The sequence below is a fragment of the Agromyces sp. CCNWLW203 genome (genome assembly GCF_036576125.1).
Lineage (GTDB): Bacteria > Actinomycetota > Actinomycetes > Actinomycetales > Microbacteriaceae > Agromyces.
In genome coordinates this window covers 70,184-90,559 of the sequence record NZ_JAZHYX010000003.1, presented here as the reverse complement: position 1 = coordinate 90,559, position 20,376 = coordinate 70,184, and the positions used below count along the sequence as shown (strand labels likewise).

Genomic DNA, 20,376 nt, shown 5'->3' with positions numbered 1-20,376 from the left:
GCACCACCCACCAACCCAACAGCACGGTCGCAGGCCCGATTCATCCGAGCTTGGCTGCAGCCGTACGGATCGAACGGAGTATCACCCATGAAACGAAACGGACTAGCGGTGGGTGCCATCGCTTGTGTGGCGATTCTTGCGCTGACTGGATGTGATCCTCGAGTCGATGGCGACGTCGATGGCGACATCCAGGAGTTCACTCTCGTCGATTCTCAGCCGGCGGGCACCAAGGCCGTCGACGAGGTGACCTGGGCCATTGTCGAGGGCGAGCCTGCGACCCTGAATCCGGCCGGCTCGGCCAGCCTCATCATTCCGAACCTCTGCGACAACCTGTTGTCGATCCAGCGCGACTTCTCGATCAAGCCGGGCATCGCCGAAAGCGCCGAGTTCGTCGACCCGGTCACTTTCGTCATCACGCTTCGCGACGATGTGACCTTCTGGGACGGCAGCCCGGTGACGGCGGATGACGTGGTCTACAGCCTCCAGCAAGGGACCAACCCGGCGTCGCAGTGGTTCAGCGCGTTCGCCCTCGTCGTCCCCGACCCGTCGGTGGGCATCGTCGCGACCGGCCCGAACGAGGTCACGGTGCGATTCGTCGCACCGGACTCCACCTTCCGTGACGCACTCGCAGGGCAGGGCGGAGCCGTGATGCAGAAGGCGTTCGGCGAAGCGGCCGGCGAGACGGTCGGTACTCCAGAGGGCGGCCTGATGTGCACCGGCCCCTACAAGCTCGAGCCGGGCGGCTGGACGCCGGGCAGCGAGATCGTGACGACCGCGAACGAGGACTACTGGGGCGGCGCTCCACTGGTCAAGAGCCTGAAGTACACCTTCGTGAGTGATGGCTCGACGCTCGCCACTGCACTGACCCAGGGCGAGATCGATGGTGCATTCAACGTGCCGCCGAGTTCACGCGCCGTCTTCGAAGGTGACGGCGCCGGCGCTCTCACGGTGGGACACTCGACCGCGTCGTACAGCTTCGGACCTGCGACGCCGACCGGTGCCGCAGCGAATCCGAAGATCCGCCAGGCGCTGAACCTCGCGATCGACCGTGATCAGTACCTCGAAACGGTCGTGAACGGGCTCGGGCACGTTCAGAAGACCATCGTGCCCGAGTTCTCGTTCCAGGCGATGGAAGGCGCGAGCACCTACCAAGACGGCTACGACGAGCTCGCTGAGCCGAAGGTCGACATCGAAGCGGCCAAGAAGCTGGTCGAGGAGAGCGGGGAGGATGTCAGCACGCCGCTGGTCATCGCAGTGCCCGCAGGCGCGAAGGAGTTCCAGCAGACGGCCGCGATCGTGCAGAGTGCCGGCAAGCAGATCGGTCTCGACATCGAGATCAACGAAATGCAGGCGTCCGACTTCGGAGCGATGTTCTATGACCCGAGCCAGCGTGAGGGAATCGACTTCGTCGCGACCCAGGGATACCTGGAGACCCCGGGTGTCCTCGGCTACCCGTCGCTGTTCATGCTCCCCCCCGAGCTGGGAGGCGTCTTCAACTGGAGCGAGTACGACAACCCCGAAGTGACCGCCCACATGACGGCTGCACGCAACGCGATCGACCCGGAGACTGCTGCGAAGGAGTTCGTCGCCGCCCAGAAGATCTTCGCGCCCGACATGCTGCAGGTCACGTTGGCCGGCACCTACCAGCTCACCTACCTGAACAAGGAGCTCACCGGGGTGACGACCTCCGTCGCCGCGTACAGCAGCCCCTGGGCGCTGCACCTCGGCGGCAAGTAGCGAGCCGGCCCGGACCACCCATGTTCAGAACACGCCGTAGCAGAGTCGCAGAATCCACCACCCGCGTGGATTCTGCGACTCCGCCGGCACCACCACGACCGGACGTGAACGCATTGTGAACACCCTCACCAGAACGTTGCTGGGCAAACTCGGCGGCCTGCTGCTCACCCTCTTCCTCGCAAGCATCGCGATCTACTCGACGGTGCTGCTCACGGGTGACCCGATCGCGGCGCTTGCGGGGGGAGCCAAGCCCACGCCCGAGCTCATCGACCAGATCCGCGCGGAGTTCCACCTCGACGATCCGGTGTGGTCCCGCTACTGGCAATGGCTCACCGGAGCGATTCAGGGTGACTTCGGGCGGTCGTTCATCTACAAGACCGATGTCATGACGCTCATCGCGCCGCGTTTCGGTATCACCGTGCAACTGGTGACGCTGACCGTCGTGATCATCCTCATCTTCGGCGTCGGCTCCGGCATGCTCGCCGCAATTCGTGGCGGCGCCGTCGATCGGACCGTGGCGGTCCTCACCTCGCTCGGCATGGCGCTTCCGACCTTCGTCGTCGCGATCCTGCTGATCTGGGTGTTCGCGAAGACGCTCGGATGGTTCCCCGTGTACGGCGAAGGCGAAGGGTTCTGGGATCGCCTCTGGCACCTCATCCTGCCCGCGATCTCGCTGGCGGTCCTGTTCATCGCCTACATCAGCCGAGTCACACGCAGCTCACTGGTCGCGCAGTTGCACTCCGAGCATGTGGATACCGCGAGAGTGCGCGGCATCCCCCGTCGACGCATCATCGGGGTACACGTCTTCCGGAACGCGTCACCGCAGATCCTCGCAATCTCGGGCACGACCATCGCCGGACTGTTCGCGGCATCCGCCATCGCAGAGGTCGCCTTCGGCCTCGGCGGTATCGGGTCCCTCCTCGTACAGGCCGCGGCACGAGCGGATCTGCCCGTCGTGCAGATCGTTTCTTTGCTGCTCGTCACGATCTTCGTGCTCATGAATGCGATCGCCGACCTGATCAGCGCCATCATCGACCCGTCGAGCGTAGCCGGAGGAAACAGGGCATGAGTATCGCACAGATCGCGCAGGGCGCCGTCCCCGACGTCGCCAGACGCGGGGCGAGCAAGGATTGGATGCTCGTCGTGGCGCTCGTCGTCTTCGGTCTCATCGTCATCGCGGCACTTCTCGGCCCCTGGATCGCCCCGTACGACGCCAATGAGCTCTACGTCGGTCCTGTGAACGGCGCACCGAGTCTCGCGCACCCGTTCGGCACTGACGACGTCGGACGCGACATCCTGTCTCGAGTGCTCGTCGGCGCCGCCCCCAGCGTCTTCGCCCCGATCCTCGTCGTCGTCTTCTCCACGTTGTTCGGCGTCGTCCTGGCGGTCACGGGTGCATGGTTCGGCGGATGGGTGAGCGGCGGCATCGCCCGCCTGATCGACGTCATCTTCGCGATCCCAGGCCTCGTGATCTCCGTGCTCGCCGTCGCGATCTTCGGCAAGGGCCTCATCGCCCCCATCGTCGCACTGTCGATCGCGTACATCCCGGTCGTCGCGCGGCTCTCGCACACGGCTGCTTCCCGCGAGCTCGGCAAGCCGTACATCGCCGCCCTGCGGGTGCAGGGAGTGTCGAGTCTCGCCATCTGCTTCCGTCACCTCGTGCCGGCGATGATTCCAGTCGTCGCGGCGCAGATGGCGGTCGGGTTCGGCTACGCGATGCTCGATCTCGCCGCGATCTCCTTCCTCGGACTGGGTCAGCAACCACCCGCTCCCGACTGGGGGTCGATGATCGCCAGCGGCCAGTCGAGCATGCTCGCCGGTGCCCCGGAACAATCCGTCTTCCCGGCGATCCTCGTCGTCGCAACCGTGCTCACCGTCGGCATCATCGGCGCAAAGGTCACCCTCTGGGCTGAGGAGAAGGAACGATGAACCACCCACTGCTCGAAATCGCCGGTCTCGACATCTACGCGCCGAGTGGCGTCGGCACTCGGCAACTGGTCTTCGACAGCACGTTGTCGGTCGACAGGGGAGAGGCGGTCGGCCTGGTCGGGGAATCCGGTTCGGGCAAGACCCTCACGGTGCGCGCCGTCGCAGGCTTGCTGCCCGACGGCTTCACGACGAGCGGCGCGATCCGGATCGACGGCCAGGATCTCGGCTCGATGAACGCACGGGCGCTTCGCGAGTTGCGAGCCCGCCGCATGGGCATGATCTTCCAGACCCCGCGGGCGCACCTCAATCCGTTGCGCACGATCGGCGACTTCATGACCGAGGCGCTCGTGCACGTCGCAGGAGCGAAACCGAGCGCCGCTGACGGGCGCGCACTGGAACTGCTCGACGAGGTCGGTATCACCGATCCTGCACGTCGAATGCGCCAGCATCCGGCCGAACTCTCAGGTGGTCTCCTGCAGCGCGTCATGATCGCCGCGACGCTCGCCATGGACCCGGAGATCCTGCTCGCCGACGAGATCACGACCGCCCTCGACGTGACGACGCAAGAGGAAGTGATGGCGGTGATCGCAGATCTGCGCCAGCACCGCGACCTCTCGTTGCTCTTCATCACCCATGACCTGGCGCTCGCCGGCGCAGTCTGCGACCGGGTGAACGTCATGCAGCACGGGCGCATCGTGGAGACTCTGCGCGCCGCCACCATGCGACAGGATGCGACAGCGGACTACACGAGAATCCTCATGTCCGCATCACTCGACGATGCACCGCCCATCCAGCCCGAAGCAGTCGGCGACGACGCCGTCGTGCGAATCGAGGACCTGCGCAAGACCTACCAGGTACGCGGCGCGGACGGCGGCAAGGAGACCCTGGTCGCCGTCGACCGGATCTCGATGGAGCTCGCTCCGGGAGGCTCGCTCGGCATCGTCGGTGAATCCGGCTCGGGCAAGTCGACGACGGCTCGAGTCCTCCTCGGACTCGAGCGCGTCGACGAGGGCACGATCACCGTGAACGGTCAGGACTGGAGCCGCCCGGCCCGCGGCAGCAAGGATCGCCGCCAGCGCGCGAAGGTCATGCAGATGGTGTTCCAAGACCCGTACCAGTCGCTCGATCGACGGCAGACCGTGCAGCAGTGCCTCGTCGAGGCGATCCGCGTGCACCAGCCGAAGGCTTCGAAGGACGCGATCGACGCGCGCGTCGTGGAACTCATGGCGCAGGTGCGGCTCGAGGAGAGCCTCCTCCGCGTCCGGCCGCGCGCCCTGTCGGGCGGCCAGCGGCAACGAGTCGCGATCGGCCGTGCCCTCGCAGCCGATCCTGCCGTGCTGGTGCTCGATGAAGCCGTCTCAGCACTCGACGTGACGACCCAGGTCGAGATCCTCACGCTGCTCGACGGCATCCGCCGCGAGACCGGCGTCGCGTTGCTCATGATCACGCACGACCTCACGGTGATCCGGCGCCTGTGCGACCAGGTCGTCGTGATGTGGCAGGGGCGGATCGAGGAGCGCGGCACTGCAGCGGCGATACTCGACGAGCCGAAGGCCCAGTACACCCACCTGCTCCTCGACTCGATCCCGCGCGAGGGATGGAAGCCTCGCCGACGCCGACTCGGCCGTACCCAGTCGCTGGCGACGGTGACCCGTAGTGTGACGACCCAGAATGAATGAAGGAGGCCGACCGATGTCCGCACCGCTGATGGAACCCGCGTTCGAGTACTGTTTCGAGCTGCGCTGCCGAGTGGAGGACCCCGTTCAGCTGGGCGGACAGGCGCCGGGCGAAGGTCTGCATTTCGCACGCGTGTCGGGAGGAACCTTCGAGGGCCCGAGGCTCCGGGGCAAGGTGCTCGACAGCGGAGGCGACTGGTGGAACGGCCGTGGGCTCACCGTCGCGCTCGACGCGCGCTACGTCATCGAGGCGGAGCTGGCCGACGGCACGGCCGGAGTCGAGGTGATCAACCGCGGCATCTGGCGCACCGACGAGAAGACGTTCGAGCGCATGCTGACGGGTGAGCCGATCACCGAACAGGATCTCTACTATCGCACGGCCTTCCAGTTCCGCACCGATCACCCCGAGCTGCAGTGGCTCACCGAATCCCAGTTCATCGGATATGCACGTGCCGAACCGGGCTACGTGATCATCCGCGTGTTCCGTCTGGCCTAGTACGCCGCGACTGATCGCCCCTTCGCAGAGAGTGGAAACACCCATGAGTACATCCGCAGAACTCGTCATCGTGAACGGCCGTGTCTTCGACGGCACGGTGCGCACCGAGAGCACTGCCGTCGCAGTTGCCGGTGGCCGCATCGTCCGTGTGGGCTCGGACGCCCAGATGCAGGACCTCATCGATGACGGCACACACGTCATCGATGCAGCGGGCGGAGTCATCCATCCCGGGTTCGTCGATGCGCATGCCCATGCCGCCTTCGCGGGCGTTGAGCGGTTGAGCATCGACCTCACGCCGGCGGTGAGCGTCGAGGAGACGCTCGAGCTGATCCGGGCCGGGGCCGAGCGCAGCGATGCCGAATGGCTCACGGGAGGCGGCTGGAGCCACGAGCTCTTCCCCATCCCCACCCGTCACCAGCTCGACGCGATCGTGTCCGACCGACCGGTCGCGTTGAGCGACGCCGGACACCACACACTGTGGGTGAACTCCAAGGCGCTCGAGATCGCAGGAGTGGACGGCAACACCCCGCAGCCTCACAACGGGCACATCCACCTCGACGAGAGCGGTGGGCCGATCGGTTATCTCAACGAGACCGCCGCGGAACTCGTGGGGCGGTTCATTCCGCCCGCCACCGATGACGAGATCTACGCCGGCCTGCTGAACGCTCAGGACTTCCTGTGGTCCATCGGCGTCACCGGCTGGCACGAGGCGATCCTCGGCGACTACAACGGCAAGGCCGACTGCACCTCCGGATACCTTCGGGGGATCACCGAAGGGACGCTGAAGAGCGATGCCTCCGGCGCACTGTGGATCGCCCCCGGACTGCAGGAGAACGACGTGCCTGCGCTCGTCGCCCGCTTCGTCGAACAGCGCGCGCGAAACGCTGAAGCCGGCTTTTCGACCTCGACCGCGAAGGCCATGATCGACGGCGTGCCCCACGGTGAGACCGCCGCACTGCTCGAGCCCTATTGCAGCCACGGCGATGACGGGTTCACCGGTGAGATGCACTTCGACGAGGCGACCATCCGTGCGTTCGTCACCCAACTCGACGCAGCGGGCTTCGCGTTGCACCTGCACATCATGGGAGACCGCGGAATCCGCGTCGCACTCGATGCCGTCGAAGCGGCGCGAACTGTCAACGGAGTCGGGCAGCGCCACCACATCGCGCATCTTTCGATGGTGCAGCCCGAGGACGCCAAGCGTTTCGGACCGCTCGGGATCACTGCGAACATCCAGGGGCTCTGGGCGGCACCCGATCCGTTCGTCGTTTCGATGATCGGCGAAGAGCGGATGATGCAGGGCTACCCCTTCCGTACGATCGCCGAAGGCGGAGCCGAGCTGGCGATGGGCTCGGACTGGCCGGTGTCGCCGGCCGAGCCGTGGCTCGCGATCCACGTGACGGTGAACCGCTGGGCGCCCCTGCCTCCGGGAGTCGAGCTGCCGCCGCTTCCCACCGGAGCGACGCCACCGACGCTCGATGCGGAGAACCAGTCGCTGACTCTCGAGCAGGCGCTCGGCGCGTACACGAACGGCTCGAGCGAACTCGTGCTCGGCCGTCCCGGACGCGTACGGGTCGGCGAGCGCGCCGATCTGGCGGTGGCGACAGGAGACCCGTTCGAGCTGCCACAGGAGGCGATCTTCACATTGCAGACCGCCCTGACGGTGGTCGGCGGCGAGGTCGTCTACCAACGCTGACCACCGGTCGCCAAGTGGGTCGGGAGTGTTCGGCCGCAGCTTCGCCCGTTCAGGTGTTGACCAAATATAGTTTTGCTGCAAAACTATCTGACATGAGCAAGGAAGCCCACCGCATAGTCATCGCCGGCGCCGGCATCGGCGGCCTCGTCGCCGCACTCAGCCTCGAAGCCGCCGGCTTCCGTGACATCGTCGTCTACGAGCGTGTCTCAGAGCTGAAGCCCCTCGGCGTCGGCATCAACCTGCTCCCGCACGCCGTGCGCGAGCTGACCGAACTCGGGCTCGGCGACGCGGTCGCTGCGCTCGGCGTCGCACCCAGCCGACTGTCGTACTACAACCGGCTCGGTCAGCCGATCTGGAGCGAGCCCCGCGGGCTCCACGCGGGCTACCGCTGGCCGCAGTTGTCAGTGCATCGCGGCGAGTTCCAGATGCGACTCGTCCACGAGGTCATCTCTCGGCTCGGCGCCGACGCCGTGCGGCAGGGGAGCCGGCTCATCAGCGTCGAGCACGGCGACGACGTCGAGCGCGCCCGCTTCGCGAGCGAGGACGGAGCTGAGTTCGAGGTCGAGTCCGACGTGTTCATCGGTGCCGACGGCATCCACTCGACCCTCCGCAAACAGGAGTATCCCACTGAGGGTGCTCCGCCCTGGAACGGGCTCATCCTGTGGCGCGGCACCTCGACGACCCCCGCGTACCTCGACGGCCGCACCATGATCATGGCGGGCGACGGCGAGCAGAAGTTCGTTGCGTATCCACTCGTCGACGTCGACGCCGACGCCAGTAGTGGCCTCAGCAGGGTCAACTTCATCGCCGAACGCCGTGCACCCGAGGGAACCCGAGCGACCGGTGACTGGAACCGCAGGGTCGACCCGGCACCGATCGTCGAACTCTTCAAGGACTGGGCGTTCGACTGGCTCGACGTGCCTGCCGCGATCGCCGCTGCCGACCAGATCCTCGAATACCCCATGGTCGACCGCGATCCCGTCGATCGCTGGGTCTTCGGCCGCTCGGTGCTTCTCGGCGACGGCGCGCACGCCATGTACCCCAACGGGTCGAACGGCGCGTCGCAGGCGATCCTCGATGCGCGAACCCTCGCCTTCCACCTCGCCATGGCCGACGAGGCCACCGGCGGAGTCGTCGCCGCCCTCGCCGCCTACGAGAACGACCGGCGGCCCGCGACGGCGAATCTGCTCGCCATGACGCGGCAGCTCGGACCGGAGAAGGTCATGCAGATCGCCTACGACCGCGCGCCGGGCGGCTTTGCAGACATCCACGACGTGCTCCCGAAGGAGGAGTTGCAGCAGATCGCTGACGACTACAAGCGCGCGGCAGGTTTCCACCCCGCAGGGCTCAACGAGCGCGCCTCCCTCACGCCGCCGCGCATGCAAGACTGACCTGATGACGAGCGGGGATCGCACAGGCGCCGACGAGATTGTGCGACTGAGCACGATCATCTCGCCGCTGCGCCGCGGACTGCTGCGAGCGGCACGGAATACCGAAGGTCTCCCCGACATACCCGACGCGCAGATCGAGGTCCTGCGGGCATTGCCCGTGGGTAGCACGCGGTCATCGGGGGAGCTCGCGACTGAGCTCGGTCTCAGCCGCCCGACCGTCAGCAACCTGCTGCGCGCGATGGAGACCGCCGGGCTCGTCACACGGCACGTGCCGTCGAACGATGGTCGCCGAGTCGATGTGGCCGCGTCCGCGCGCGCCGTTTCGCTCCTCGAGCGCTTCGACCGCGCCGCGGCCGAGGTTCTCGCCGAGTCGATGGCCGCGCTTGCGGAATTCGACCGGGCTTCCATCGAAACGGCGGTCGGCCCGCTCGAGCGTCTGCGCGATTTGGTTCAGAACGCCGCCGCATCGCATTCGAATGCGAACCGTCTCGATGCGGACGCCTGACGCCATGGCGTTCAGCTCGACGAGCACTCGACCCGGATGTCGTCGGCGCCGTGGCCTCAGAAGCGGTCCGGCATCGCCTGCGCAGATGACCTCGATCCGGGGTGTTCGCATCTGCAGGGGCCGCGAGGACCCCCTCGATGGATCAGTCCGTTCGAGGCGTGAGCTGCAGGACCGGGATCCGGCGATCGGTCTTCTCGAGGTACCCGCCGAACTGCGACTCCTCGGCCACGATCGCGCTGTACGCCTCGTGCCACTGGTCGGCCGGGATCTCGGTCGCCGTCACCGGCACCGTCACGACGTCGCCGTCGACGAGGGCCTCGATGTCGAACGACGGATTCGCCAGGAGGTTGTGATACCAAGCGGGGTTCTCTGGAGTGCCGCCCTTGGACGCCACCACGCGCCATCCGTTCTCGTTGCGGAAGCCGACGACGGGATTCAGGTGCGTCCGGCCCGACTTCGCGCCGATCGAATGCAGGATGATCAGCTTCGGGCCCCAGTGGTTCTCGGTGCCCTTGCTGCTGCGGAACTGCTCGATGACATCGTCATTCCAACCCATGTCATCGACAACAGAGGCGCTGCCCCGATTCTTCCCGGTGCGCTCCGGGGGACCGGGCGTCGGGCTGGGAGGCCCGAACGGTGACGACGGTCAGATGAAGCGGGACACGTCGACCCCGAACCACAGCAGCGCCTCGTGCGCGCTCCCGACGAGCACGTAGAGCGCGAGCACCGAGCCGAATGCGATCTCGCGGATCGACCCGGTGTCGCCGAGCACGGGCACGGCGACGAAGCCGTTCGGGCGCCAGATGCTGCTGATGATCGGTGCCTTGCGCAAGAACTTCGGCGGCCGCACCCTGATCGGCCAGAGGAGGCCGGGCAGGCCGCCGGTGGTGAGCAGGTCGCCGGCGAGATGCGCCACGAAGCCGAGAACCACGGCGAGCGGGAACCATGCGATGCTGCTCGGAGCGAGCAGCACGAGGAGCAGGGCGAACAACGCACCGAGTACCCAGGCCGTCAGCCACGACTCGACCATGTCGCGTGCCTTCACGGCGAAGCACATGAGTGCTGCCGCCCCGATCACGGTGCCGACCGAGAAGGTGCCGAGGCGGTCGGTCGTGAGCGTCAGGAGCGTCAGACCCCACGCGCCGGCGCCGACGAGCGCCGCCGCGATCAGCGAGTGGGCTCCATGCCGGTGCCCGCCGGAGACGGAGTTGACGGCGCCGGCGGCGAGCCGGCCGAAGATCGGCACCGATCGGGCGATCGTGGCGCTGTGATGGTCGGCATCGGGCAGCAGCGCCGCGCCTGCGCAGACGAAGGACCCGGCGATGACGCCCACCGGGTCGAGGGGGTAGGCACCGCTGGTGAGATACGGCATGGCTCCGGTCGCGGCGATCCACGCGGCGGCACCGCTCGTGGCATGGTTGACGCCCATCATCGTGCTGGGGGTGGTCCTCTCGGCGGCGCGCATCGAACTGGATGCAGATTCGACGTGCGCACTCCGCTCGTCACCTCACGGCCTCGGCCGCGCCATCCGACCGTATCGCGCCGCGCCGACACCGGATGCTGCGACCGCCGACTCCGATGCGGTTCAGGGCGCGGTCGCCGTCCCCACGATCAGCGACCTGAGCTCGTCGGCGAACCGGTCGACGGGACCGTCGACCACGAGACCGGGAGCGACGGCCGTGATCGGAAGGGCCGCGACCGCCGACGCCGGCAGGCCGACGTCGGCGCGCCAGGCGCTGATCTGCGCCGACGAGGCCGCATAGACGATGCGTCCGAGCCCCACCCAGGCATGAGCCGCGGAGCACATCGGGCAGTGCTCGCCCGAGGTGTAGACCACCGCTAGGGCTCGTTCCGGCGCCGTCAGGTTCGTCGCGGCCCAGCGAGCGATCTCGAACTCGGGATGCCGTGTCTCGTCGCCGAGGGTCGTCTCGCGATTGCGATCGGCGAACCGTTCGACGCCGGCGGCATCCACGAGCACCGAGCCGAATGCGCCGTCGCCTGCGGAGGCCGCCTCACGCGCGAGTGCGACGGCGCGTTCGAGGTGCACCAGGTCTTCTTCGGAGACGCTCATGGGGCGAGTCTGCCGCGATTTCGGCCGCCGCGCGACCGACTGGCGACCGGCTCGCGCCTTCAGGTTCGATGTGAAGGCGGCTCGGATGACGCGGCGCGACGTAGGCTCGACTGGTGGACATCAGAGAGATCCCCCTCACGACGATCGACGGCGAACCGACCTCGCTCGCCGACTACGCCGACCAGGTCGTGATGGTCGTCAACGTCGCGTCGAAATGCGGCCTCACCCCGCAGTACGAGAAGCTCGAGGCGCTGCAGCGCGAGTACGGCGACCGCGGCTTCACTGTGCTCGGCTTCCCGTGCAACCAGTTCGCCGGCCAGGAGCCCGGCAACGGCGACGACATCAAGGAGTTCTGCTCCATGACGTACGGGGTCAGCTTCCCGCTCATGGAGAAGGTGAAGGTCAACGGGCGCAACCGGCATCCGCTCTACGCCGAACTCACGGCGACCCCCGATGCCAACGGCAAGGCGGGGCGCGTAAAGTGGAACTTCGAGAAGTTCGTCGTGCAGCCCGGCGGCGCGGTGCAGCGCTTCCGCCCGACGACCCAGCCCGACGACCCCGAGGTGATCGCCGCGATCGAAGCGGGGCTCGCCGAGGCCCAGGCCGCCTGAGCGCGGCACGAGCCGAACTCTCTCGCCGGCTGCGGTGCGCACCGCGCGGCACCTTGACCCGTCGACCCGCCCGGCCCACAATTGGGGGGTTGATCCGAATGCCTAGGGGAGCGGAGCACGAATGTCCGACGCGTACACACGTCCGACCACCGACGAGGCGGCCGCCACGGCGACCCTGCCGAACTTCGCACCGGCGCCGGCCGACGAACCGGTGACGTCGACGCACGATCCCGCCGAACGTCGGAAGTGGAGCGGCGACCTTCGGTTCATGCTCGTCGTGCTCGCGGCCATCGTCGCGCTCTTCCTCGCCTTCGCCCTCCTCATCGCCTTCAGCCCCACGGGCGCGGCGATCAGTGCGCTCGCGATCATCGCCGCACCGATCGCCACGATGGTCGCGGCGTACTACGGCATCTCGCTCGCCCTTCGCCAGGTGAAGGACGCACGCGACGCCGCCGCGGCGAGCGAGTCCCGCGCGCGGGCCGCCGAGCAGACCGCCCGCGAGTCCGACGCGTGGGCGGCTCAGATGGAGTCGGGGCTGCGTGTCGCGGTCGCGAAGCTCAAGGCCGCAGGCCAAGACACCCGCGACGTCGAGCGCGCCGCGGGCACGCCCGACGACTTCTTCTGATCCCGAGCCGGCCCTGAGCTGACCCCGAGCCGGTCCTGGCCCCGGCGCGCCGGACTCAGAGCTCGGCGAGCACCGACACCGGCCGCTCGATGCACCGCGCCACGAAGGTGAGGAAGGCCGCCGCCTCGGCGCCGTCGCAGACCCGGTGGTCGAATGAGAGCGTGAGTTCGGTCACCGTGCGCACGGCCAGCGCGCCGTCGACGACCCATGGGCGTTCGATGAATCGGCCGACGCCGAGCATCGCTGCTTCAGGGTGGTTGATGATCGCCGCGGAGCCGTCGACGCCGAGCGTGCCGTAGTTGTTGAGCGTGAAGGTGCCGCCGGTCAGCGCCGAGGGCGGGAAGACGCCCGTGGCAGCCTCCTCGGTGCGGGCCGAGATCGCGTCGCGCAGCGTGCGCAGGGGCATCCGCTCGGCGCCGTGCACGACGGGCACGAGCAGCCCTCGCGGCGTCTGCGCGGCGAGACCGAGGTGCACGGCCGAGTGGTAGACGAGCTCGTCGCGTTCGGCGTCGAAGCTCGAGTTGAGCGCGGGGTGCTTCGCGAGCCCGGCGACGACGAATCGCGCGATGAGGGCGGTGATGCCGAAGCGCTCGCCGGTCGCCTCCCGCAATTGTCCGCGCGCGGCCAGCAGCCCGGTCGCGTCGACGTCCATCCAGACGGTCGCCTCGGGGATCTCCCGTCGCGAGCGCGAGAAGTGCGCGGCCGCAGCGCGCCCCATGCGGTCGAGCGGCACGCGCCGATCACCCTCGCGGTCGGCCGGGAGGGGAGCGACGGCTTCGGTCGTCGGCGGCCGCGTCGTCGCATCAGCAGCGGATGCCTCGGCGCCGACGCCCGTGACGGTCGCCGGTGCCTCCCGCTCGGCGATGAACGACTCGACGTCGCGTCGCATCACGAGGTGGTCGTGCCCCGAGCCGAGCAACTGGCTCGCGTCGAAGCCGTGCTCACGGGCGAGACGACGCACGATCGGCGAGACGACGGGGGAGCGGCGAGCGGCATCGAGCCGTGCGCCGCCGTTCGAGCGGGGCGCGGTCGACCCCGCTCCTCCGCTGCCCGGCGAGGCGACGGCAGCGCCGCCACTGAGGCCACCGCTGCCGCGTCGCCCGAAGCGCGCCGGCGCCGAGGCCGCACGCTTCGTCACGGTCGACTGCCGTGTGCCGTACCCGATCAGCACGGCGCCGGATTCCTCCGCCGGGGCTGAATCACTCGTCACGATGCCGGGCTCGGCGGGCTCCGCGACATCCGGAACCTTCGCATCGGCCTGCGCCGCAGTCTGCGCTCCGGGCTGCGCTTGGGTCTTCACCTCGGTGCCGAGCGTCAGCAGCACGGCACCCGCGTGCAGCACCTCGCCGACGTCGCCGCCGAGCGACTCGACGACCCCGGCGAACGGCGTCGGCAGCTGCACGACCGACTTGGCGGACTCGAGCTCGACCACGACCTGGTCGATCGCCACCTCGTCGCCGGGAGCGACGAGCCAGGCGACGATCTCGGCCTCGGTGAGGCCTTCGCCGAGGTCGGGCAGGATGAACTCGCGGCTCATGCGTCCCACTCCCAGGTGTCGAGCGCGGCGAGCACCCGGTCGGCGGTGGGCAGGTGGTACTCCTCGAGCTTCGGCGAGGGGAACGGGATGTCGAAGCCCGCGATGCGTAGCACCGGCGCGGCGAGGTGGTGGAAGTTGCGCTCGGTCACGCGGGCGGCGACCTCAGCGCCGTAGCCGCCGAATTGCGCCGCCTCGTGGATGACGGCGGCGCGAGAGGTCTTGCGCACCGAGGCGCCGACGGTCTCGTCGTCGAAGGGGGAGAGGCTGCGGAGGTCGACGACCTCGATCGACAGGCCCTCGGCCTCGGCGGCCTCCGCGGCCTCGAGCGCGGTGCGCACGGTCGGGCCGTAGCCGATGAGCGTCACGTCGGTGCCCTCGCGCACGACCTCGGCGCGGTCCATCGGAGCGGTCGTGACGGGCAGCGCGAGCGGCGCCTTCGACCAGTACCGGCTCTTCGGTTCCATGAAGACGACGGGATCGTCGCTCTCGATCGCCTCGCGCAGCATCGAGTACGCGTCGGCGGGGTTCGACGGCATCACGACGGTGAGCCCCGGGGTCGACGCCCAGTACGACTCGGACGAGTCGGAGTGGTGTTCGACGCCGCCGATCGCGCCGGCGCACGGGATGCGCACGACCATGGGCAGCGTGACGCGGCCCTTCGTGCGGTTGCGCATCTTCGCGACGTGCGAGACCATCTGCTCGAACGCCGGGTAACTGAAGGCGTCGAACTGCATCTCGACGACCGGGCGCATGCCGTACATCGCCATGCCGACCGCGGTGCCGATGATGCCCGACTCGGCGAGCGGCGAGTCCCAGATGCGCTGGTCGCCGAACTCGGCCTGCAGGCCGTCGGTGACGCGGAACACGCCGCCGAGCGGCCCCACGTCTTCGCCGTAGACGACGACGCGGTCGTCGGCCGCCATGGCGTCGCGAAGCGCGGCGTTCAGGGCGCCCGCCATGGTCAGCTGCGTCGGGGCGGATGCCTCGGCGGGGGTGCTCGTCGCGGTCGCGGTCATCGTGCGGCCCCCGAGTGCGAGGCGAACGCGCCGGCGGCGATCTCGGCCTCGAGCGACGCGCGCTGCTCGAGGAGCGCAGCGCGCTCGCGCCCGTAGACGTGGTCGAAGAGCTCGAGCGGGTCGAGTTCGGCCTCGGTCGTCATCACGTCGCGCGTGCGGGCGGCGAGAGCCTCGGCGGCATCCGTGATCTCGGTGCGCATGGCCTCGGTCAGCGCGCCCTCGGAGACGAGGAACTTCTCGAGTCGCTCGATCGGGTCGCGGCGCTTCCAGTGCTCGACATCGCGAGCGGCGCGGTAGCGGGTGGGGTCGTCGGAGTTCGTGTGCGCCTCGATGCGATAGGTCACGCCCTCGATGAGGGTGGGGCCGCCGCCGCTGCGGGCGCGCTCGACGGCGGCGCTCGTCACCGCGTACATCGCGGCGATGTCGTTGCCGTCGACGTGGTAGCCGGGCATGCCGTAGCCGACGGCCTTGTCGGCGAGGGTCGCCGCGCGGGTCTGGCGCTCGAGCGGCACGCTGATCGCGAACCCGTTGTTCTGCACGACGAAGACGGTCGGCGTCTGCCAGACCGCCGCGAAGTTGAACGCCTCGTGTGCGTCGCCCTCGCTCGTCGCGCCGTCGCCGAGGAAGGTCAGCGCGACGATGGGGTCGTTCCGCAAGCGCGCCGCGTGCGAGAGACCGACGGCGTGCAGCGCCTGCGTCGCGAGCGGGGTGGCCTGCGCGGCGGTGCGGTGGGCGTGCTGGTCGTAGCCGTTGTGCCAATCGCCGCGGAACGACTGCAGGATGTCGGCCGGTTCGATGCCGCGGGTGAGCAGCGCGATGCTGTCGCGATAGGTCGGGAACAGCCAGTCCTGCGCGGTGAGCGACGCCACGGCGCCGATCTCGCAGGCCTCCTGGCCGTAGGCCGAGGGATAGGTCGCGAGACGGCCCTGCTTCGTGAGCGCGGTGACCTGCACGTCGAAACGGCGGGCGACGACCATCTTGCGGTAGAGCTCGAGCAGCGTCTCGGTGCTCGGCAGCCCGAAGCCGCCGGTCGCCGCACCGGTGACCGCGTGACCGGCATTGTCGAGGAGGCGCAGGGGTTTCTCGCTCGGCAAGGTGCGGACGGATGCATGCTCGACATTGAGGCTCATGACCTCATCGTCGGACACTCTCGCGCGCCGCGTCGGCGGTCTCGAACAACCGTGAACGAACGGCTCCGCGCGCCCGAAAGCGTGGCCGTTCGTCCGCTGCGAGGGCCGTCAGGTGCGCCAGATGTCCAGCGTCTGCGCGGGCGGATGACCCTCGATCTCGGCGAGGATCAGGTGCGAGCGCGTCGACACGACGCCCGGCATGTCATGGATGTCGCGGAGGATCGCCTGGCTGAGCTGTTCGTGGTCGGGCGCGCTCACCGTGAGGATGATGTCGATGTCGCCCGAGACGGCCTGCACCTTCTCGACGAACGGCAGTGTCGCGAGCTTCGCCGCGATCTCCTCCCACGAGACCTCGCCGATGCGCACCACGACGAGCGCCGAGATGTTCAGGCCGATCGCCTTGCGGTCGATGTGCGCGCCGAAGCCCGTGATGACTCCGCGCTGCTGCAGCTGCTGCACGCGGTTGTGGGCGGCGGTGCGGGAGATGTGCACGCGCTCGGCGAGGGTGCGCACCGAGAGCCGGCCGTCGCGGCTCAGCTCGGCGACGATGCTGCGGTCGATACTGTCGAGCGCATCGTTGCGGTGCGGTACTGACTGGGTCATCTTCGTCCTCGTTGCTCGGTTCCAGAGTACCGGCTGCGGCGCTTCGCGCGTCGAAGCGATGCCCGCATCGGGGCGTGCCTGATGGCGCGGGGCAGCAACGGCCAGAGCGCGGCGATGGCGGCGAGCCATCCGTTCGCGACGCGCTCGACCCGAGGCGTCCAGTTGAATCCGTAAGCGGCCCGGATCGGCGCCGGCAGCAGCGCCGCCGTCATGAGGCGCACGAGCGGCAGCAGCAGCCCGGCACCGAGCGGTAGAGCGGATGCGTCGGCCAGCAGGCTCCTCGCGACGGCCCGAGCCTCATCGCCGACCTCGAGGGCGGCGAGGCGCTCGGCCCACCAGACGTCGAAGTCGGCGCGGGTGTCGGGCCATCCCTCGCCGGCGGCCTGCAGCCGCACCCCGAGCGGCGCGTAGCCGCGCACGATGACGTCGGCGGTGGCGGCCGGGAGCGGCCCCTCGAGACGCTCGTGCAGTTCGAGGGCGACGGCGAGCAGCGTCGAGGCGACCCAGCGCTGCGCGTCGGCGTCGAACGCGTTGTAGGCCGGCTGCCCGCCCTCGGCGCTTCCGCGCACGGGTGCGTGACGCCGGTTGACCGTGCGTACCGCTTCGGCGGCGAGCTGCTCGTCGCCGAAGCCGATCGCGTAGACGTAGTCGAGCGTGCCGATCAGGCGATCGAGGGGGCGTTCGCGGAAGCCGCTGTGCCGGGCCACACCACGAGCGACGCGAGGGTCGGCGAGTTGCAGCAGGATCGCGGCGCCGCCGCCGAGGAGCAGCACGCCCTCGGCGCCGTGGCGGCGGAAGACCGCGAGTTCGTCATCGTTCGTATCGGCACGCATCACTCCCAGTTGTAGCGCTAGTACCAGTTGAATCGCTCCGAGTGCGCCCAGGCGCCGCATGGGCTGCCGTATCGGTCGGCGATGTACGAGAGGCCCCACTCGATCTGCGTCGCGGCATTCGTGCGCCAATCGGCTCCCGCGCTGGCCATCTTGCTACCCGGCAGCGACTGCGGAATTCCGTAGGCGCCGCTCGAGGCGTTGTAGGCGTCGGCCCGCCAGCTCGACTCGCGGGTCCACAGCTTCACGAGGCACTGGTATTCGCCCGAGCCCCAGCCGTAGCGCGCGACGGCGGCTGCCGCGTAGGCCTTCGCGCCGGCGACGTCGACCACGACGCCGGGCGGCGGCGCGCTTCCGACGTTCACCGAGTCGCCGCTGGCGGCCTCGGCGGCGAGCAGTCGGGCCTCCTCGGCCTGCCGGAGCTGCTCACCGGCCTGGTACTGCCGCTCGAGTGCGGCCGTGCTGTCGCGCAGGCTCGCGAGCTGCGCGTAAAGGGTGTCGACGACGACCTTCTGCTCGGCGAGTTCAGCCTCGGCGGCCGCGTGGGTCGACTCGGCTGCCGCTGCGGCGTCGGCCGCGGCATCCGCGAGACGCGATCGTTCCTGTTCGGCGACGTCGGCCTGCGCCGAGAGGGAGGCCGACGCGGCCTTGGCGGCCTCGGCACGGTCGGCGATGCCGCCGTAGATGGTCGTCAGCTGCGCCGCACGGGAGAGCCCCTGCAGCAGGTCGGTCGAGGCGTCGTCGGTGAAGAGCAGTCGCATCGTGACATCCGCCCCGCCCGATCGGGCGAGCGTCGCGCCGACGCGCCCGAGTCGCTCGCTCGAGGCCACGGACTCGGCGTCTGCCGCGGTCGCCTGGCCCGCGAGCGTCGTGGCTCGCTCCTCGGCCGCTGCGTGTGCCGCGGCTGCGGCGGCCGACTCGCCCGCCGCGGCCACCGCGGCGTCGCCGAGCGCCGCGGCCGTCGACTCGAGCGAGGCGACGAGTCCGCCGATGCGCGCGGCCTCGGCCTCGCGCGAGACCACGTCCTGTTTCGCGGCGGCGACCTCCTCCCAGCTGGGATAGTCCTCGCCGGCGGCGGGAGCTGCGGGCAGCATCAGCGCCGCGGCGACGAATGCCGCCACGATCACCGCGTACCCCGGTCGCGTTCGCACGAGACCCCCTCTCGAGGCCGTGAGTCTACCCACGGCGGCTCTCGGCGGTCGTTCGGACACGCACCGTAGAGTCGTTCGAATGCGCGCCGCCCGAACTGCACGACTGCCACTGCTCGTGGTGGCAGTGATGTTCGCGCTGACCGCTTGCGCCGGCGCGTCCACCGATGACGGCGCCGCGACGCCCGCCGAATCGGTGCGAACGCCCAGCTCGACGCCGACGCCGAGGCCGATCGATCCGATCGCCGAATGGGTCGATGAGCGGATGTCGCAGCTCACCGTCGAGCAGAAGGCGGCGACCCTCCTCATGCTGCACGCGCCCGGCACCGACCCGGCGCCGCTGCGGGCGTACGTCGACGCGGGCGTGTCGGGCCTCATCCTGATGGGCGACAACGTGCCGGCGGGCCCGGCCGAGCTCGGGGCGCTCACGGCGGCCGTGCAGGCCGATCCCGAGGCCCCCGTGCTGATCGGCATCGACGAGGAGGGCGGCGAGGTGCAGCGCCTGCCCTGGGACGGCGCTGCTGCAGCGGATTCGCTTCGCGCCGAGGCGCCCGCCGCCGCTGAGGCGGCGTTCGCGGCCAGGGCGGCGACACTCGCCGCGAGCGGCATCAACGTGAACTTCGGCATCGTCGCCGATGTCACCGCCGATCCGGATTCGTTCATCTTCGGGCGCGTGCTCGGCACCGACCCCGGCGGTTCGGCCGAGCGGGTGGCCGGCGCGGTCGCGGGGGAGCAGGGGGTCGTCGCGAGCACCCTCAAGCACTTCCCGGGCCACGGGGCGGCGCCGGGCGACTCGCACTCGAGCATTCCGGCCGCGCCCCTCACCATCGACGAGTGGCGCGCCGGCCCGGCGCTGCCGTTCGCCAGCGGCATCGAAACGGGCGCCGAACTCGTGATGACCGGTCATCTCAGCTATCCGGCCGTCGACCCGGCGCCGGCGTCGCTCTCGCCGGCATGGCATCGCGTGCTGCGCGACGAACTCGGCTTCGACGGGGTCGTCGTGACCGACGACATGCTCATGCTGCAGCACAACGGGCTGCCCGAGTTCGCCGATCCCGGTGAGAACGCCGTGCGCGCAGTGGCGGCGGGCGCCGACCTGCTGCTCTACGTGCTCCCGGCCGATCCCGGCTCGATGGGCATCTCCGTCGAGGGCCTCGTCGGCGCGGTCGCAGGAGCCGTGCACTCGGGGCGCATCTCGGCGGAACAACTCGATGACGCTGCCGCGCGCGTGCTCACACTGCGGCGCACGCTCGCGGGCTGATCCGGGAGATCTTCGGAAGAAACTCCATCGACAGGGAATACCCTGAGTGTCTATGCGTTTGCATATGCGTGGCCGCACGGCCGCCATGACATCGAAAACACGGGAGACCGCCAC

20 protein-coding genes are annotated in these 20,376 nt (G+C 69.3%); 11 read left to right on the top strand and 9 right to left on the bottom strand.

Annotated features, from left to right (window positions below; translation table 11 throughout):
* Window positions 1-243: 243 nt before the first annotated feature.
* The 8 genes from VPH61_RS08580 to VPH61_RS08545 all read left to right on the top strand — a co-directional run bounded on the left by VPH61_RS08580 (window position 244) and on the right by VPH61_RS08545 (window position 9,430).
* Entirely contained in the window at window positions 244-1,737 is a 1,494-nt protein-coding gene (locus VPH61_RS08580) for an ABC transporter substrate-binding protein (RefSeq protein ID WP_332063094.1), read from the top strand.
* A gap of 136 nt (window positions 1,738-1,873) precedes the next feature.
* Window positions 1,874-2,806, top strand: a complete 933-nt coding sequence (locus VPH61_RS08575) for an ABC transporter permease (RefSeq protein WP_332063093.1) — start codon at window positions 1,874-1,876, stop codon at window positions 2,804-2,806.
* Window positions 2,803-3,666 (top strand): ABC transporter permease, encoded by an 864-nt coding sequence (locus VPH61_RS08570; RefSeq protein ID WP_332063092.1) that lies wholly within the window; start codon window positions 2,803-2,805, stop codon window positions 3,664-3,666. The genes VPH61_RS08575 and VPH61_RS08570 overlap by 4 nt, the downstream gene beginning before the upstream one ends.
* On the top strand, window positions 3,663-5,345 hold the full coding sequence (nikE, locus tag VPH61_RS08565; protein ID WP_332063091.1) for an ABC transporter ATP-binding protein: 1,683 nt from the start codon (window positions 3,663-3,665) through the stop codon (window positions 5,343-5,345). Before VPH61_RS08570 ends, nikE begins: the two co-directional genes overlap by 4 nt.
* Window positions 5,346-5,358: 13 nt before the next feature.
* Entirely contained in the window at window positions 5,359-5,838 is a 480-nt protein-coding gene (locus tag VPH61_RS08560; protein ID WP_332063090.1) for a DUF3237 domain-containing protein, read from the top strand.
* Window positions 5,839-5,881: 43 nt separating this feature from the next.
* The gene (locus VPH61_RS08555; protein WP_332063089.1) at window positions 5,882-7,534 is read left to right on the top strand and encodes an amidohydrolase; all 1,653 of its coding nucleotides are present in this window, start codon (window positions 5,882-5,884) and stop codon (window positions 7,532-7,534) included.
* Window positions 7,535-7,626: 92 nt separating this feature from the next.
* Complete coding sequence (locus VPH61_RS08550) at window positions 7,627-8,925, top strand: flavin-dependent oxidoreductase (RefSeq protein ID WP_332063088.1); 1,299 nt, start codon at window positions 7,627-7,629, stop codon at window positions 8,923-8,925.
* 4 nt (window positions 8,926-8,929) lie between these two features.
* Window positions 8,930-9,430 carry a MarR family winged helix-turn-helix transcriptional regulator gene (locus VPH61_RS08545; protein ID WP_332063087.1) on the top strand — a complete coding sequence of 167 codons (501 nt, stop codon included), beginning with the start codon at window positions 8,930-8,932 and terminating at the stop codon, window positions 9,428-9,430.
* Window positions 9,431-9,572: 142 nt separating this feature from the next.
* Here VPH61_RS08545 and VPH61_RS08540 read toward each other — a convergent pair whose 3' ends face one another.
* The 3 genes from VPH61_RS08540 to VPH61_RS08530 form a co-directional block, all read right to left on the bottom strand.
* A complete protein-coding gene (locus tag VPH61_RS08540; protein WP_332063086.1) occupies window positions 9,573-9,986 on the bottom strand; it encodes a nitroreductase/quinone reductase family protein in 414 nt (137 codons plus the stop codon).
* A 90-nt stretch (window positions 9,987-10,076) separates the two neighbouring features.
* Window positions 10,077-10,862: a metal-dependent hydrolase gene (locus VPH61_RS08535; RefSeq protein ID WP_332063085.1), complete on the bottom strand. Its 786-nt coding sequence runs from the start codon at window positions 10,860-10,862 to the stop codon at window positions 10,077-10,079.
* 153 nt (window positions 10,863-11,015) lie between these two features.
* The gene (locus tag VPH61_RS08530) at window positions 11,016-11,501 is read right to left on the bottom strand and encodes a nucleoside deaminase (RefSeq protein ID WP_332063084.1); all 486 of its coding nucleotides are present in this window, start codon (window positions 11,499-11,501) and stop codon (window positions 11,016-11,018) included.
* A 113-nt stretch (window positions 11,502-11,614) separates the two neighbouring features.
* On the opposite strand from VPH61_RS08530, the gene VPH61_RS08525 reads away from it, so the two are divergent.
* Both VPH61_RS08525 and VPH61_RS08520 read left to right on the top strand, forming a co-directional pair.
* Window positions 11,615-12,112 (top strand): glutathione peroxidase, encoded by a 498-nt coding sequence (locus VPH61_RS08525; protein ID WP_332063083.1) that lies wholly within the window; start codon window positions 11,615-11,617, stop codon window positions 12,110-12,112.
* 121 nt (window positions 12,113-12,233) lie between these two features.
* Window positions 12,234-12,737 (top strand): hypothetical protein, encoded by a 504-nt coding sequence (locus tag VPH61_RS08520; RefSeq protein ID WP_332063082.1) that lies wholly within the window; start codon window positions 12,234-12,236, stop codon window positions 12,735-12,737.
* Window positions 12,738-12,792: 55 nt separating this feature from the next.
* Here VPH61_RS08520 and VPH61_RS08515 read toward each other — a convergent pair whose 3' ends face one another.
* The 6 genes from VPH61_RS08515 to VPH61_RS08490 form a co-directional block, all read right to left on the bottom strand.
* On the bottom strand, window positions 12,793-14,274 hold the full coding sequence (locus tag VPH61_RS08515; protein ID WP_332063081.1) for a dihydrolipoamide acetyltransferase family protein: 1,482 nt from the start codon (window positions 14,272-14,274) through the stop codon (window positions 12,793-12,795).
* Complete coding sequence (locus tag VPH61_RS08510) at window positions 14,271-15,290, bottom strand: alpha-ketoacid dehydrogenase subunit beta (protein WP_332063080.1); 1,020 nt, start codon at window positions 15,288-15,290, stop codon at window positions 14,271-14,273. Before VPH61_RS08510 ends, VPH61_RS08515 begins: the two co-directional genes overlap by 4 nt.
* A complete protein-coding gene (gene pdhA, locus VPH61_RS08505; RefSeq protein ID WP_332063079.1) occupies window positions 15,287-16,420 on the bottom strand; it encodes a pyruvate dehydrogenase (acetyl-transferring) E1 component subunit alpha in 1,134 nt (377 codons plus the stop codon). Before pdhA ends, VPH61_RS08510 begins: the two co-directional genes overlap by 4 nt.
* Window positions 16,421-16,528: 108 nt before the next feature.
* On the bottom strand, window positions 16,529-17,023 hold the full coding sequence (locus VPH61_RS08500; protein ID WP_056008950.1) for an Lrp/AsnC family transcriptional regulator: 495 nt from the start codon (window positions 17,021-17,023) through the stop codon (window positions 16,529-16,531).
* Window positions 17,020-17,856: an oxygenase MpaB family protein gene (locus VPH61_RS08495; RefSeq protein WP_332063078.1), complete on the bottom strand. Its 837-nt coding sequence runs from the start codon at window positions 17,854-17,856 to the stop codon at window positions 17,020-17,022. The genes VPH61_RS08500 and VPH61_RS08495 overlap by 4 nt, the downstream gene beginning before the upstream one ends.
* A gap of 17 nt (window positions 17,857-17,873) precedes the next feature.
* A complete protein-coding gene (locus VPH61_RS08490; protein ID WP_332063077.1) occupies window positions 17,874-19,004 on the bottom strand; it encodes a hypothetical protein in 1,131 nt (376 codons plus the stop codon).
* A gap of 79 nt (window positions 19,005-19,083) precedes the next feature.
* Here VPH61_RS08490 and VPH61_RS08485 point away from each other — a divergent pair, with 79 nt between their 5' ends.
* Window positions 19,084-20,262, top strand: a complete 1,179-nt coding sequence (locus VPH61_RS08485) for a glycoside hydrolase family 3 N-terminal domain-containing protein (RefSeq protein WP_332063076.1) — start codon at window positions 19,084-19,086, stop codon at window positions 20,260-20,262.
* Window positions 20,263-20,376: the final 114 nt, after the last annotated feature.